This is a genomic window from Marinobacter guineae (assembly GCF_002744735.1).
Taxonomy (GTDB): Bacteria; Pseudomonadota; Gammaproteobacteria; order Pseudomonadales; family Oleiphilaceae; genus Marinobacter; species Marinobacter guineae.
Window position 1 is genome coordinate 30,299 of record NZ_KZ319342.1, and the last position, 14,333, is coordinate 44,631.

11 protein-coding genes and 1 tRNA gene are annotated in these 14,333 nt (G+C 57.2%); 6 read left to right on the plus strand and 6 right to left on the minus strand.

The features are described 5' to 3' along the window. Positions 1-23 precede the first annotated feature (23 nt). Positions 24-2,084, plus strand: coding sequence for an excinuclease ABC subunit UvrB (gene uvrB / locus CLH62_RS17745; RefSeq protein WP_099619544.1), 2,061 nt, complete (start codon positions 24-26; stop codon positions 2,082-2,084). Between the two features lie 171 nt (positions 2,085-2,255). Here uvrB and rimI read toward each other — a convergent pair whose 3' ends face one another. Continuing rightward, positions 2,256-3,368, minus strand: coding sequence for a ribosomal protein S18-alanine N-acetyltransferase (gene rimI, locus CLH62_RS17750; protein WP_099619545.1), 1,113 nt, complete (start codon positions 3,366-3,368; stop codon positions 2,256-2,258). A gap of 201 nt (positions 3,369-3,569) precedes the next feature. Here rimI and CLH62_RS17755 point away from each other — a divergent pair, with 201 nt between their 5' ends. Further along, on the plus strand, positions 3,570-5,069 hold the full coding sequence (locus CLH62_RS17755) for a RimK family protein (RefSeq protein ID WP_099619546.1): 1,500 nt from the start codon (positions 3,570-3,572) through the stop codon (positions 5,067-5,069). Between the two features lie 11 nt (positions 5,070-5,080). Here the strand turns inward: CLH62_RS17755 and CLH62_RS17760 are convergent, their stop codons facing one another. Next, positions 5,081-6,241, minus strand: a complete 1,161-nt coding sequence (locus CLH62_RS17760; protein WP_099619547.1) for a cation diffusion facilitator family transporter — start codon at positions 6,239-6,241, stop codon at positions 5,081-5,083. Positions 6,242-6,648: 407 nt separating this feature from the next. On the opposite strand from CLH62_RS17760, the gene CLH62_RS17765 reads away from it, so the two are divergent. Then, positions 6,649-7,668: a quinone-dependent dihydroorotate dehydrogenase gene (locus CLH62_RS17765; protein WP_099619548.1), complete on the plus strand. Its 1,020-nt coding sequence runs from the start codon at positions 6,649-6,651 to the stop codon at positions 7,666-7,668. A 171-nt stretch (positions 7,669-7,839) separates the two neighbouring features. Here CLH62_RS17765 and rmf read toward each other — a convergent pair whose 3' ends face one another. Next, complete coding sequence (gene rmf, locus CLH62_RS17770) at positions 7,840-8,052, minus strand: ribosome modulation factor (RefSeq protein WP_099619549.1); 213 nt, start codon at positions 8,050-8,052, stop codon at positions 7,840-7,842. 301 nt (positions 8,053-8,353) lie between these two features. Here rmf and rlmKL point away from each other — a divergent pair, with 301 nt between their 5' ends. Then, positions 8,354-10,546, plus strand: a complete 2,193-nt coding sequence (gene rlmKL / locus CLH62_RS17775) for a bifunctional 23S rRNA (guanine(2069)-N(7))-methyltransferase RlmK/23S rRNA (guanine(2445)-N(2))-methyltransferase RlmL (RefSeq protein WP_228152899.1) — start codon at positions 8,354-8,356, stop codon at positions 10,544-10,546. A 5-nt stretch (positions 10,547-10,551) separates the two neighbouring features. Here rlmKL and CLH62_RS17780 read toward each other — a convergent pair whose 3' ends face one another. Together CLH62_RS17780 and CLH62_RS17785 are read right to left on the minus strand one after the other, a co-directional pair. Beyond that, positions 10,552-11,160, minus strand: coding sequence for an outer membrane beta-barrel protein (locus CLH62_RS17780; RefSeq protein WP_099619550.1), 609 nt, complete (start codon positions 11,158-11,160; stop codon positions 10,552-10,554). A 107-nt stretch (positions 11,161-11,267) separates the two neighbouring features. After that, positions 11,268-11,753: a hypothetical protein gene (locus CLH62_RS17785; protein WP_099619551.1), complete on the minus strand. Its 486-nt coding sequence runs from the start codon at positions 11,751-11,753 to the stop codon at positions 11,268-11,270. Between the two features lie 118 nt (positions 11,754-11,871). Between CLH62_RS17785 and CLH62_RS17790 the strand changes: the two genes are divergently transcribed. After that, positions 11,872-13,161 carry a M18 family aminopeptidase gene (locus tag CLH62_RS17790; protein ID WP_099619719.1) on the plus strand — a complete coding sequence of 430 codons (1,290 nt, stop codon included), beginning with the start codon at positions 11,872-11,874 and terminating at the stop codon, positions 13,159-13,161. Between the two features lie 55 nt (positions 13,162-13,216). On the opposite strand, the gene CLH62_RS17795 is transcribed toward CLH62_RS17790, so the two are convergent. Then, positions 13,217-13,292, minus strand: a tRNA-Asn gene (locus CLH62_RS17795). Positions 13,293-13,364: 72 nt separating this feature from the next. On the opposite strand from CLH62_RS17795, the gene CLH62_RS17800 reads away from it, so the two are divergent. Next, positions 13,365-14,330 (plus strand): YheT family hydrolase, encoded by a 966-nt coding sequence (locus CLH62_RS17800; protein WP_170005827.1) that lies wholly within the window; start codon positions 13,365-13,367, stop codon positions 14,328-14,330. The last annotated feature ends 3 nt before the right edge of the window (positions 14,331-14,333 follow it).

Genomic DNA, 14,333 nt, shown 5'->3' on the forward strand with positions numbered 1-14,333 from the left:
TCTACCGGAGGTTTCCGCCAGTTATGGCCAGTAATCAATCCAGCGTATCCACCAGAGAGGGTGTGTTCAAAGTCGATTCACCGTTCCAGCCTGCAGGCGATCAGCCCAAGGCGATTGAGGGGCTGGTGGATGGCATCCACTCCGGCCTGGCACATCAGACCCTGCTGGGGGTAACCGGCTCCGGTAAAACGTTCACTATTGCCAACGTGATCCAGCAGATCCAGCGGCCAACGATCGTCATGGCCCACAACAAGACGCTGGCCGCCCAGTTGTATGGCGAGTTTCGGGAGTTCTTTCCGGACAATGCGGTAGAGTATTTCGTTTCCTACTACGACTACTACCAGCCAGAGGCCTACGTGCCTTCGTCGGATACCTTTATCGAAAAAGACGCCTCCATCAACGAGCACATCGAACAGATGCGTCTTTCCGCCACCAAGGCCCTGCTGGAACGGCCGGATGCGATCATCGTGGCGACGGTGTCCTCGATCTACGGCCTTGGTGATCCCCAGTCCTACCTGAAGATGATGCTGCATCTGGATCGCGGGGATCAGATCGATCAGCGGTTCATCCTGCGCCGGCTGGCCGAACTGCAGTACACCCGCAACGACATTGAATTCCACCGGGCCAATTACCGGGTCCGTGGCGATGTGATTGATGTGTTTCCGGCGGAGTCCGAGAAGGAGGCCATCCGCATTGAGCTGTTCGATGACGAGGTGGAGAATCTCAGCTATTTCGACCCGCTTACAGGTGAGGTTCTGCGCCGGGTTCCCCGTGTCACCATCTATCCGAAGTCGCACTATGTGACGCCCCGGCAAAAGGTGCTCGATGCGATTGAGCTCATCAAGGTGGAGCTGGACGAGCGCCTGCAGCAGCTGCGGGACAATAACCGGCTGGTGGAAGCCCAGCGGCTTGAGGAACGCACCCGGTACGACATCGAAATGATGATGGAACTGGGCTACTGCAATGGCATCGAGAACTACTCACGCTACCTCTCGGGCCGTCGGCCAGGGGAGGCGCCACCAACGCTGTTCGATTATCTGCCACCCAACGCCCTGTTGGTGGTGGACGAATCCCACGTGACCATTCCCCAGATCGGCGCCATGTACAAGGGCGACCGCTCCCGGAAGGAAACACTGGTGGAGTATGGGTTCCGCCTGCCGTCGGCGCTGGATAACCGTCCAATGCGGTTCGAGGAATGGGAGCGCATTGCACCGCAGATGATTTTTGTGTCCGCGACACCGGGCAACTATGAAGCCGAGCATGCCGGCCAGGTGGTGGAGCAGGTGGTACGGCCCACCGGCCTGCTGGATCCGGAAATCGAGGTTCGGCCGGCATCTACACAGGTTGATGATCTGCTCTCGGAAATCCACGCCCGGGTGAAGGTCAAGGAACGGGTTTTGGTGACCACCCTCACCAAGCGGATGGCGGAAGACCTGACGGACTTCATGATGGAACATGACATCAAGGTCCGGTACCTGCATTCGGACATCGACACCGTGGAGCGGGTGGAGATTATCCGGGACCTTCGTCGGGGTGAGTTTGATGTTCTGGTGGGTATCAACCTGTTACGGGAAGGGCTCGATATGCCCGAGGTGTCGCTGGTTGCCATCCTGGATGCGGACAAGGAAGGCTTCCTGCGTTCCGAGCGCTCGCTAATCCAGACCATGGGCCGGGCGGCGCGGAATCTCCACGGCAAGGCCATCCTCTATGGTGACCGGATGACAGGCTCCATGCAGCGGGCCATTGACGAGACTGATCGTCGACGGGCCAAGCAGGAAGCCCACAACCTGGAACATGGTATTACGCCCCAGGGGCTGAACAAGAAGATTGCCGATATCATGGAAGGTGCCGGCGGTGGTGGTCGCGGACGTCGCCGCGCTGAGCGTCCTGGCCAGAAGGCTGCGGAGGAAGCGGAGCGGTACCGGGCGAGAGTCGGCAACCGGTCGCCCGAGGAAGTCCTCAAGGAAGTGTCCCGTCTGGAGGACGAGATGTACAAGGCGGCTTCGGAACTGGATTTCGAGACGGCTGCACGCCTTCGGGACGATATCTCCGAATTGAAAGAGGCGGCTCTGCGGACTGGCTAGTTGCTGGTTCGGTTCGAGCCTGTGTAGCCTGCTGGTTTGGTAGCTGCGCACTGCAGGGCACCCCTTGCAAAACACGCCCGTGAATACGTCCCTGTAGGGCTCGGTCGCGCCATCCCTGGCGCTCCACGGTTTTGCAAGGGGTGCCCTGCAGTGCTCATTTCAGCTTGGGCGTTATCGCCTGGGTCCTACGATGACAGCCGCCTGTAACGGCTGATTTCTTCCGTATCGGGAAATCTGGCTGAACACTCGTTTGTCGACTGGCAGGTATTGCTTGTCGGCGACGGTTTCCCCGACCTCCACGTCAATTTCCGGGTCGTGAAGGTACACGAACTGGTCGTCGATGGCACATACCGTTACCCAGTGGGGGACGCGGCTGCGGTTCAGTTGCCAGGTGCTGATCAGGATGACCGGTACCCGACCTTCGTGCAGTGCTTCTTCCATGGCTTCCAGGGTGAGCGGATCGTGGTGGAGCTGGATGCCGGTCTGGCCGATGTCGTGTAGAAAGCCCTCATGGACCAGTTCCAGAACCCGTTTCTTGTCCTCGCTCCTGACCGTGTCTTTGAACAGGGCTCCTTCCATGCTGATCCACGCACTGGCTTCAAAGCCCCGGTTCCACGCCGACAGGGCCAGCCCGTGGGGGCCGCAGCCACCGTGGCCAGCAAGCATGAAGATGGTTGTCGCCTCCCGCCATATCCTCAGTTCTTCCAGGGTTGTGAGCGGTTGCTGCTCATCCAGAGTGGCCATGGCCATGATCAGAGCAGCGGGGCCGCAGGAAAAGTCTGTCGTCTGTGGGTAATAGGGCACCGCCGGGAATTCCCGGGACGGCTCATAGAACAGGATCCGTCGCTCAAAACGCAGGGCATTCCCATGGTCTTCATAATAGTCCCGGTAGGTTCCGAACTGGCGATACCCGAGGCGTTTATAAAGATTTATGGCGCCCCGGTTATCCTCCCGGACTTCCAGCCTCATGACGATGCGGCCAGCTTCAGCGGCTTCTTCTTCCGCTTCCCGAACCAGTTTCTCACCTACACCCTGGCCGCGTAAGGCCGGCGATACCGCAATGGAGTAGATTCGGGCCAGCCGGGTGGCAGCGCTCATCAGAACCAGGCAGTAGCCCACCAGTTCCCCGTCGGCTTCAGCGACGATCAGTCGGTCTCTGGGCATGTCCAGAAAACGGCGGAAACTGCGCCGGGACAACCGGTCCTCGGTGAAACACCGGTTTTCAAGCAAAACCAGGGTGTCGAGGTCCTTGCTGGTGGCTTGTCGGAGCTGGAAATCAGGCATGGTAATGCGGCCTTGATAAGATCTGTGTGGGCATGCTGGTGGGCTTCCCTGATCCGGCTATTATGGTAGAGAGTCCTGTATACGCAAAGCGGGTAACTATGCGTAAAAGCACGCATCATGCGCCGATTGTGCGGGTATTGTTACCGGCGTATCGTTGCGGCAGGTAACACAGGCTATAACCTTCAGGGAGGAACGCCTTTAATGTCCCGATTGCTCATTGTAGTGGACCGCGCCAAAGACTGGGCACCTTATTACCCCAGTGAAGACGTTCTGACTTTTGACCAGTATCTTCAGTTCTCGGCACCGCCGGCCAACCGGGTGCGGGTCATCAATTTGTGCCAGAGCGCCAAATACCTGAGCCGGGGCTACTATTGCTCATTGTTGGCGGAGGCCCGCGGCCATCATGTGGTGCCCTCAGTGATGACCCTCAACGACCTGAGTCGCAAGGGGCTTTTTTCCCTGGAGCTGGAAGAGCTGGATGCCAGTGTTATCAACTGGCTGGAAGCTGCCGGTTCGGCGATTGATCCGGCCAGCGATGAGCGGGAAGCGACCCACGAAGTCAAAATCCGGACCTACTTCGGCCAGGCCGAACACCCGGATCTCAAACCTGTAGCCCGCGCTCTGTTTGAGCGCTTCCCGTGCCCGATACTCGAGATAGTGTTCAAGCGCCGCAAGCAGTGGCAGATTGAATCCATGAAACCGGCGGCTCCGGCGGATCTGGGTGAGCATGAGCAGGACGTGTTTGCGGCCGCCCTGGACCGGTTCAGCAGCATGGTTTGGCGAAAGCCGCGCACGCGCCGGCGATACCGCTTCGATCTGGCGGTGTTGGTGAATCCGGATGAGGAAATGCCGCCAAGCGACAAGGTGGCCCTGAAGCGCTTTGAGAAAGCCGGCCGTAAGCTGGGGATCAACGTGGAACAGATCACCCGTCGGGATTACATGCGCCTGCCGGAATACGACGGCCTGTTTATCCGGGAAACCACGGCCATTGACCATCACACCTACCGATTTGCCCGCAAGGCGGATGCTGAGGGCATGGTGGTGATTGATGATCCGGCATCGATTCTGAAATGCACCAACAAGGTATTCCTTGCCGACCTGCTGAAGAACAACAAGGTTCCGACGCCCAAAACGCTGATTCTTTCAAAGGATCAGAAAGATGCCGTTGAGCAGGTGATCACGGACCTGGGTTTTCCGGTGGTCATCAAGATCCCGGATGGAGCGTTCTCCAGAGGTGTCAACAAAGCCGAAGATGAAAAGTCCCTGCGAGCCGGTCTTCGTGAACTGTTCAAGCAGTCGGCCCTGGTGCTGGCTCAGGAGTATCTGTATACGGATTACGACTGGAGGATCGGAGTTCTGGGCGGGCGGGCTATCTACGCCTGTAAGTATATGATGGTCAAAGGCCACTGGCAGATTTACCAGCACGGTGAATCGGCAAGTGAAAGTGGCGGTTTCGAGACCATGCCCACCTATGAGGTTCCTCGGAACGTCATACAGGCGGCGTTGAACGCAACCAGGCTGATAGGTAACGGCCTTTATGGCGTGGATATCAAGCAGTCCGGAAACCGGGTTGCGGTGATTGAAGTGAACGATAACCCGAGCATTGACGCCGGGGTTGAAGACAAGTTTCTGGGAGGGGAACTCTACACCCTGATCATGCAGGAGTTCCTGTCCCGAATGGAGGAGAACCGACGTCGCTAGTGTCCCGTATATCAGGGGCCGGCAACCCATATCCGGACGCTGCCGAACCAGGGGTAGTCTCCGAGCTCCTGGCGGACGTTGTGTTGCGTGAAGATTGTATCTTTGTCCGGCTCGTCCAGGAACAGCTCCAGATGTACCTTGTTCTTGAGGTAATGGAGTCGCAGACGGCTGTGGTGTGGTAGCTCGCCCAGGTGCCGGGAAATAATCCCCCGGATATCTTCCCTTGAAGGCAGGCGCTCTGACGTGGGGGGCTGGTCTTCGTCGTTTTCGGCATCAATGTGAAAGTTGATGTACCTGATGTTTTCGAGCGCATCCCGCATGCCAGAGACCACCTGCATGCCAATCTGATGACCTTCCGATACGCTGATTTCCGGCCGAACCACAAGGTGGATATCCAGCAGGATGTCATGCCCCATACGGCGGCTGCGCAGTTCATGAACGTTACGAACGCCATTGGTGTCCCGGGCGATGGTCTTGAGCATTTCGGTGTCTTCGGGAGAGAGCCCTGTGTCCACCAGTTCCTTAACGCTGTCCCAGGTAAACTTCCAGCCGATGTGAATAATGATGCCGGCGATCACGACCGCCGCGAACACATCCAGCCAGACCATGCCAAGCATCGCCCCGGCGGTGGAGACTAAAACCACAACTGAAGAAAAGGCATCGGTACGGCTATGCCAGGCATTGGCGATAATCAGATCTGATCGTATGGCTTGGCCGACATTGCGGGTGTAACGGTAAATCCATTCCTTGCCCACAACCGACGCGGCGGCAGCTACCAGAACCGGCCAGCCCGGCACAGTGTCTACGCCGCCCTCGATAAGACGCAGTGTATTTTCCCATGCCAGTGCGGCGCCGACGGCGATCAGGATACTGCCAAGTACCAGGGTCCCGAAGGTTTCGATTCGCTGGTGGCCGTAGGGGTGGTCATCGTCAGGCTCCTGGCGGGAAACCTTCATTACCCCGAGAACGACCAGGTCTGACGCAACATCGGTGAATGAGTGGATCCCGTCCACCAGCAATGCCTGGGAATGAAAAAGAGTACCACCAATGACTTTAATGACGCCCAGAATAGCATCAAGAATCATTCCGATAATGGTGACCCGCGACGCCGCCTTCATTTCACCGGCCAAATTTTCGCGGTGTTGTTGTGCGGGGGAGATGGGATCTTGCATAGGGGCACTCCGGATCAGATGACAGGAGGCAGTATAACGTTATTCGGCCCGGTTGTGGCAGGCCTGCTCAAGGCCTGGAATTGCTGCGATTTATACACATCATTGCAGTACTGTGATGCGTTAACATTTTGTACAGGTATTGTCGATAGCAATGCAAAGAATACATAGGTCATTGAAAATAAAGCGAAAAATAACTGGTTAAAAAATGATCAATCTGTAGGCTGGCGCAGTTATCAAGGGATAGCAAACGTTGCCCCGCGATTTTCAACAGGGTTATCCACAGATTCCGTGGAAAAGGTCATGAGACTGCCATCTTACAGTCATTTAGAGCTGATTTTGTTCTGTCCCGGGATGCTGTGGAAAACTTCCGGTATACTCCGCCCACCTGGACTAAGGGAGTTTTTCAGATGTACGGCGTTATCCGCAACCTGCTTTTCCGATTACCACCGGAGCAGGCCCATAATATTGCATTGAACGGTCTTGATGTTGCGCAACGGCTGGGCGTTTTGAGCGCTTTCGCGCCAAAGTTAGATTCATTGCCAGTAAATGTTATGGGGCTGGACTTTCCGAACCCGGTCGGGCTGGCTGCAGGGTTGGATAAAAACGCCGATCATCTCGATGCCCTGGGGGCCCTGGGCTTCGGATTTATAGAAGTAGGTACGGTCACACCACTTGCCCAGCCTGGCAACCCCAAGCCTCGCATGTTCAGATTGCCGGAGCATCAGGCCATCATTAATCGGATGGGCTTTAATAACGAAGGGCTGGAACACCTGCTCGACCGTGTGGATAAACGCCGTTACAGGGGCGTGCTCGGAATAAACGTGGGTAAGAATAAGGATACGCCCAATGACCAATCCGAGTCGGACTACCGAAAGGGCATTTCCGCGGTCTATACACGGGCTGACTACATAACGGTAAATGTATCCTCGCCCAACACGCCCGGGCTTCGTGATCTGCAATTTGGTGATTCTCTGAAAGGGCTTCTGGCGGCGATCAAGGATGAGCAGTTCCAGTGCGAGAAACAGCATGGCCGGTATGTACCTGTCGCCGTGAAAATTGCTCCGGATATGGACGACGAGGGTATCCGGTTCGTCGCAACGGCTTTGAGGGAGACAGGACTGGACGGGGTGATCGCCACTAACACCACTATCAGCCGTGACGCCGTTACGGGTCATCGCCATGCAGACGAAGCCGGCGGTCTCAGTGGTGCGCCTGTTCGCGAGGCCTCACTGAGAGTCATCAAGGGTCTTTACGCAGAACTGGGTGATTCACTGCCGATTATCGGAGTGGGTGGCATTATCGATGGCGAGAGCGCTGCGGAAAAGGTCCGTGCCGGCGCAAAACTGGTGCAGGTGTACACCGGCTTTATTTACCGTGGGCCCGATCTGATTCGGGAGGCGGTGGAAGCCATCCGGCAGGTGAAATGATTTGCGGGCCCTGAAACGAAGATGGGCCCGCTTAGCGGGCCCTTGCGGGGAATGAACCCCGTGGCGCTTCATCGCATGGTACGGGGCGGGAAGCCCCGTTTGGATTGCTCTGAGTACTGCGTCAAATTGTGTAGAAAAAGATCAGATTAAGATTCGGGGTTAATTCAGGCGTCACGCCGTCGTAACGTTCGCCAGTTTATGGATGCCGGATACGCCGGTCATGCCCTCCCATTGATCTGTGCGGCCTTCTCGCCACCCGTTTAGCCATTCCTGGCGAACTTCCGCCTGTTCAAGCGGGCAGCTGTCTTTGGATTTTCCGGACACGCCAGCGAGATAACCCCGCTTGAATGCACGAGCGTACATGTCTCTTTTCTGTCTTTTCATGCCGTTCCTCACTAATGGATTAACAGAACAAGCGTGTACACATCTGCAGTGGCCTTGACGAGTGTTATCCTCTCGGGGATAACCCACTATTGTCAGCTTGAGCCAGAGCAGTCAGGATCCTGTTAACGGAAGGTTTTTTCCTTCCGGAACGACGCGTCAATTACAAGGTAAGTCGAACCTCGCGCTGAAGTACACTATTTATTTCATCTATGTGACGCTTTTTTTATAGTTTTATGAAATAAAGAATGGCGCCGGGATTCGGTAACGGCTGCTATTCCGGAAACTTACCCCCAAGCCGCCAATGAACCAGGAGTTGATCTTGTCCAAATCTGTCTTTTTCGTAACCTGTCCGAAGGGCCTGGAATACCTTCTGGCGGACGAGCTCAACACGTTCGGGCTGGACACCGTGCGCAATGCGCCGGCCGGCGTCTGGGTGGAAGGCCCCCTGGAGGGCGGTTACCGGGCTTGTCTCTGGTCCCGCCTGGCCAACCGGGTGATCCTTCACATAGATGAAGTGGATGCCACCAGTGGCGATGAGCTCTATGACGGCGTAGTGCACATGGACTGGCAGCAGCACATTCCGGTGCAGGGCAGTTTCCGGGTTACCTTCCTGGGGCAGAACGACGCTATCCGCAACACCCAATATGGCGCCCAGCGCGTTAAGGATGGCATTGTTGACAGGTTTCAGGCCAATGGCGGCCCACGGCCCTCGGTGGATGCCAAGAATCCTGATGTGACTATTTCGGCCCGGCTTAACCGGGGGCGGCTGGCCATTGGCATTGACCTCAGCGGTCACAGCCTGCATATGCGGGGATATCGGACCGACAAAGGCATCGCACCATTGAAGGAAAACCTCGCAGCGGCACTGCTGATACGGGCAGGCTGGCCAGAGATCGCCGCCGGCGGCGGCGATTTCGTAGACCCCATGTGCGGTTCCGGCACCCTGGTTATTGAAGCCGCCATGATGGCGCTGGATCTGGCTCCTGGCCGCAAGCAGGAACGGTTCGGGTTTGAGCATTGGCCCGGCCATCAACCCGACCTTTGGCTGTCTCTCCGGCAGGAAGCAGAGCGTCGTGCTCACGAAGGCAAACAGGGCCGCATTCCCAGGCTGGCCGGGTTTGATCAGGACAGCCGGGTGATTGCGACGGCCTGGAAAAATATTCAACGGGCAGGGCTGGAGAGTCAGGTGAACGTTGAGACGTGCCCTGTGGATGCCTTGCAACTCGAAGGAGAGTGGTCGGAGCAGGGACTGGTGCTGACCAATCCTCCTTACGGTGAGCGTCTGAGTGAGCGCAAGGAACTGGGAGCCCTCTATCAGGCCCTGGGCGAAGCGGTGAAACGGACCGTGCCTGGCTGGCGTCTCGGCGTGTTCACCGGTGTGCCGGAGTTCGGTAAGTCCATTGGTCTGCGCAGTTATAAGCAGTATCGGTTGTTCAACGGTAAGTTGCCCGCTCAGCTGTTGTTGTTCCAGGTGGATGAAGTCAGCGCCATGACCCCAAGGGAACCCGACGTTCCCGGTGAGGTGACGCCCCGTATTGCCAACGAGGAGCGCGCCGCTATGCTGCGCAACCGGTTGAAGAAGAACATGAAGACCATCGGCCAGTGGGCGAGAAAACAGGGCATTGGCTGCTACCGGTTGTACGATGCGGATATGCCGGAGTTTGCTCTGGCTATCGATATCTACGAAGGACGGGTGCACGTTCAGGAGTATCTGGCGCCAAAATCCGTGGACGAGCGCTCGGCGCGCGAGCGGCTTGCAGAAGCTCTTGCCGTGATCCCTGAGGCTCTGGATATCGAGCGTGAGAACATGGTGTGCAAGCAGCGCCAGCGCCAGACCGGCACCAGTCAGTACGAGAAACAGGCGGCCAGCGGTGAGTTTTTCAAGGTGCACGAATACGGCTGCGTGCTCAAGGTCAACCTGAAGGATTATCTGGATACCGGGCTGTTCCTGGATCACCGTCCGGTACGGCACTGGATTCAGCAGCACGCAGCAAACAAGCGGTTCCTGAACCTGTTCTGTTACACAGGCGCGGCCACGGTGCATGCGGCAGTGGGTGGCGCCAGCCGGTCACTGAGTCTGGACATGTCGAAGACCTATGTCAGTTGGGCGGAGGACAATCTGGCCCTGAATCGCGCCGACCCAAAGAAACACCGGGTAGAGCAGGCGGATTGCCTGGCCTGGCTTGCGGACCGGAAGACGGCGGATCAGCGATTTGATCTGATTTTCATGGATCCGCCGACCTTCTCCAATTCAGCGAGGATGGCGGGCGTGCTGGATATCCAGAAGGATCACCCGAAGCTGATCCGGCAGGCCATGGCGCGGCTGAGTTCCGACGGGTTGCTGATTTTTTCCAATAATTTCCGCCGGTTCAAGCTGGATGATGAGTTGGAAAATGAGTTCGAGGTTACCGAGGTTACGCAGGATACTCTGGATAAGGATTTTCAGCGCAACGCCCGGATTCACCGGTGCTGGCATATTCGCCATCAGGCCTGATCCAACTAAAACTCGTACCTCAAGCCGCCTGAGAACTGGAATGTATTCACATCCGAACCGGTGTCCTTGAACAGCTTCCCACCTTCAAACACCAGATAGGTGTCGTCCATCACCTCGAAGTCCAGGCCGGCAATCCAGCTTACGCTGAAGCCGCTGTCTGGAAATTCGCCTTCGAGGTCGAGGAACGGTTTGTTGCGGTCTGCTGCCGGATTGGTGATTTCAGCTTCGCCGTGGATGTAGGAAAAGCCGAACTGGCCATAAAGGTTGGCGTAGTCGGTGATGGGATAGTGCAGGCCCATGTACCAGCTGGCGAAGTAGTCGACGGTGAGGGTGAGGTCGCTGTCCGGAACTTCGGCGCCTTTGAATCCGCCGCCGGCGCGGAGTTCGGCGTGGAACAGGTCGGTTATATGGCCGCCGACCACTAGCGTGCCACCGGTGCCCCAGGCGGTTTCCTTGGTTGTTTCACCGATTGTGCGGTGGTTGAAGGTGGTCGCCATCAGGCCGATATAGTGTTTGTCTTCCCTCGACGTTTCCTGGGCCAGTACGGCCTGGGAGGCGAAAAGCAGGGCGGTTACCAATGTGGTGGTTAGGGGCGTTCGCACAACCTTGTTCATTGTTATCGGGCTTCCTGACGTAGGCGAATACGGGCTGATTCTGCCTTGTGTAACCGATTGTTACGTCGACCCGTGTCACACTTCCCTGTGTCGGTCTTGCCCTGTTTTCAGTCTTCGTCGAACAGGCCTTCTTCCCGGGCCATAAGGAGTAGGGCGTAAACTCCGCTCTCCGGCAGTTGCGGTTCCAGACTCTCCTCGAACAGGAGCTGCTGGCGGCGGTCTTCCAGAGTTTCGCTGTCCAGGTCGGTGATGAGTTCGCTGATCGGGGCGATCTCGAAGGGCGCTTCCTGCTCCACCGCGGTGAAAATCAGATCAACCAGGATTTCGTCCGGATCCAGGCCGTCTACATATACGGTCTGGTCTGGCAGGTCCTGGTGCAGTTCCCGGGCCAGTTCGATCAGGGGCACACCCTGTTCCTCAAGGTACAGCAGGTCGATATCGCCCAGGTCGCCGTCCTCCGGGAGCCAGTCGTCGGAGGGGGCAATTACGACGGTTTTCATGCGACCGTCTTCCAGTGACCAGGACATGGCTATGGGGAAGAGGGCATCGTCGGTCTGGCAGTATTCAATATCGAGAAATCTCGGTGCAGGCACGGTGGGCTCCCGGTAGTTGGTTTGTGACCCGGTTATAGGGAATGTCCGTTGACTCAGTATGAGGCTTTGAGGCTTCATGCCATACTGTTATGGCAATTATCTTTCAATCAGGGACATCATGGAACACGCTGAATTTAGCAAAGATTTATTGAAGTTTCTGAACACGTCGCCCACGCCCTGGCATGCCGTGGCGACCATGAAGCAGCGGCTTGATGCTGCCGGTTTTCAGGAGCTGGACGAGCGCGAGGACTGGTCGCTGGCCCAGAATCAGGGTTATTACGTTATCCGTAACGGCTCGTCGATCATCGCCTTTCGCACTGGCAGCAAGGATGTCACCACATCGGGTATCCGCATGGTCGGTGCTCACACTGACAGTCCCTGCCTGAAGGTTAAGCCGAATCCCGAGTTGCGCCGCAAAGGCTTTTTTCAGCTCGGAGTGGAAGTCTATGGCGGCGTCCTGCTCAATCCCTGGTTTGACCGGGATCTGTCTCTGGCTGGTCGGGTTACGGTGCTGGATGAGGAAGGCAAGGTGCGGGATACCCTGGTGGATTTCCGTAAGCCTGTGGCGTTTATTCCGAGCCTCGCCATCCACCTGGATCGGGAAGCCAACACCAATCGAACGGTGAATGCCCAGACCGACCTGCCGCCGGTCCTGATGCAGGTACCCGAAAACGACACGACCAGCTTTGTCGACCTGTTGTCGCGCCAGATTGCCGCCGAATCCGGGCTCAGTGTCCGCAAGGTGTTGGGTTACGAACTGAGTTTCTATGATGCCCGGGAAGCCTCATTCGTGGGTCTGCGGGATGAATTTATTGCCTCCGCCCGGCTGGACAATCTGCTGAGTTGTCACATTGGTCTTCAGGCCTTGTTGACGGCGTCCGGAGACGAGGCAGCACTGCTGGTGTGCAATGATCACGAAGAGGTTGGCAGCATGTCTGCCGAGGGTGCCCAGGGGCCGTTCCTGACCGCCGTTCTGGACCGTTGGGCCGGTGCCGGCAAGGCCCGGGCCATTGCCCGCTCGATGATGGTCTCTGCAGACAACGCCCATGGTGTTCACCCGAATTACCTGGACAAGCACGATGAAAATCACGGACCGATTCTGAATCAGGGCCCGGTCATAAAGGTCAATCATAACCAGCGCTATGCGACCAACAGCCGGTCGGCAGCCGTGTATCGCCACATCAGTGACGAGCTTGGCCTGCCGCACCAGACCTTTGTGGTGCGAAGCGACATGGGCTGCGGGAGCACCATCGGCCCTCTGACGGCTGGAAATCTGGGTGTGACCACCCTGGATATAGGCGTGCCCCAGTTTGGCATGCACTCCATTCGTGAACTGATCGGGACCGAGGATGGCTTCACGCTGTTCCGGGTGCTGGCCGAGTTCATGCAGCGCGAACAGGTTTTCTGAAGCTGAAACGAAAAATGCCGCTGTGTCAGATGAGACAGCGGCATTTCGGAATAAGTGGCTCCCCGAGCTGGGCTCGAACCAGCGACAAACGGATTAACAGTCCGTTGCTCTACCAACTGAGCTATCGGGGAACAGCATCAATCGGCGCGCATATTAAGCGCTTTGATTTGCCGGGTCAACCCCATGATATGAAAGGCTAAAAATTGTACGAAAGTAAGATCCTTCACTACCGACCGCCACCCTGGTTGCGTAATGGCCATGTTCAGTCTGTCTGGCCAACGTTGTTTCGCCGGGTGCCGATGGTAAATCCGGAAACTGAAATCCTGCCTACGCCGGATAACGATGAGCTGCATCTGGACTGGTATCGGCAGGGGAGTAGTCGGCTGGCAATTGTTTCCCATGGTTTGGAGGGGCACAGCCGCCGGCCCTATGTGCTTGGTCTGACCCGGGCTCTCCTCCGTGAAGGCTGGGACGTTCTGGCCTGGAATTTCCGCTCCTGTGGTGGCGTGATGAACCACCAGCCAAGGTTCTATCACAGCGGCGCCACCGAGGATCTGAGTCTGGTAGTAAATCGAGGATTGGCAGACACCTACGAGACTTTGTTCATGTCAGGCTTCAGCATGGGCGGCAACCTGACGCTGCTCTACCTCGGCGAGCAGGGCGAGCAGGTGGACAGCAGAATTTGTGGCGCCGTCGCCTATTCCGTACCCTGCGACCTTGCGGGCAGTGCGGATATGCTGGCTCTGCCCAGTCGGAAGATCTACATGCAGAGGTTTTTGCGGGACCTCAAGGTCAAGATGCAGGAAAAAGCGGAAAAATTCCCGGAGCTGATTGATGTTTCCGGTTTTGATTCAATCCGCAGTTTTCATGAATTCGATAATCATTACACGGCGCCTCTGCACGGTTTCAGGGACGCCCAGGATTACTGGGCCCGGTGTTCGGCGCTTGGCCGGCTGAAAGATATCCGGGTACCTGCCCTGATGGTGAATGCAGCAGATGACCCATTCCTGTCCCCTGAGTGCTTTCCGGAATCCCGCCGCGTGCTCGGTGCCCATGTTGGGCTGGAAGTCCCCCGTTGGGGCGGCCATGTCGGCTTTGTAGAGCATGCCCGTGACGGATTCTACTGGTCAGAGCGCCGGGCACTGGCCTTCCTGCAATCCATGGCCTGAGCC

Bases quoted from the DNA above. Each gene is read 5' to 3' on its own strand.
- uvrB (WP_099619544.1), top strand. From the start codon at position 24: ATGGCCAGTAATCAATCCAGCGTATCCACCAGAGAGGGTGTGTTCAAA.
- rimI (WP_099619545.1), bottom strand. From the start codon at position 3,368: ATGCCTGATTTCCAGCTCCGACAAGCCACCAGCAAGGACCTCGACACC.
- CLH62_RS17755 (WP_099619546.1), top strand. From the start codon at position 3,570: ATGTCCCGATTGCTCATTGTAGTGGACCGCGCCAAAGACTGGGCACCT.
- CLH62_RS17760 (WP_099619547.1), bottom strand. From the start codon at position 6,241: ATGCAAGATCCCATCTCCCCCGCACAACAACACCGCGAAAATTTGGCC.
- CLH62_RS17765 (WP_099619548.1), top strand. From the start codon at position 6,649: ATGTACGGCGTTATCCGCAACCTGCTTTTCCGATTACCACCGGAGCAG.
- rmf (WP_099619549.1), bottom strand. From the start codon at position 8,052: ATGAAAAGACAGAAAAGAGACATGTACGCTCGTGCATTCAAGCGGGGT.
- rlmKL (WP_228152899.1), top strand. From the start codon at position 8,354: ATGAACCAGGAGTTGATCTTGTCCAAATCTGTCTTTTTCGTAACCTGT.
- CLH62_RS17780 (WP_099619550.1), bottom strand. From the start codon at position 11,160: ATGAACAAGGTTGTGCGAACGCCCCTAACCACCACATTGGTAACCGCC.
- CLH62_RS17790 (WP_099619719.1), top strand. From the start codon at position 11,872: ATGGAACACGCTGAATTTAGCAAAGATTTATTGAAGTTTCTGAACACG.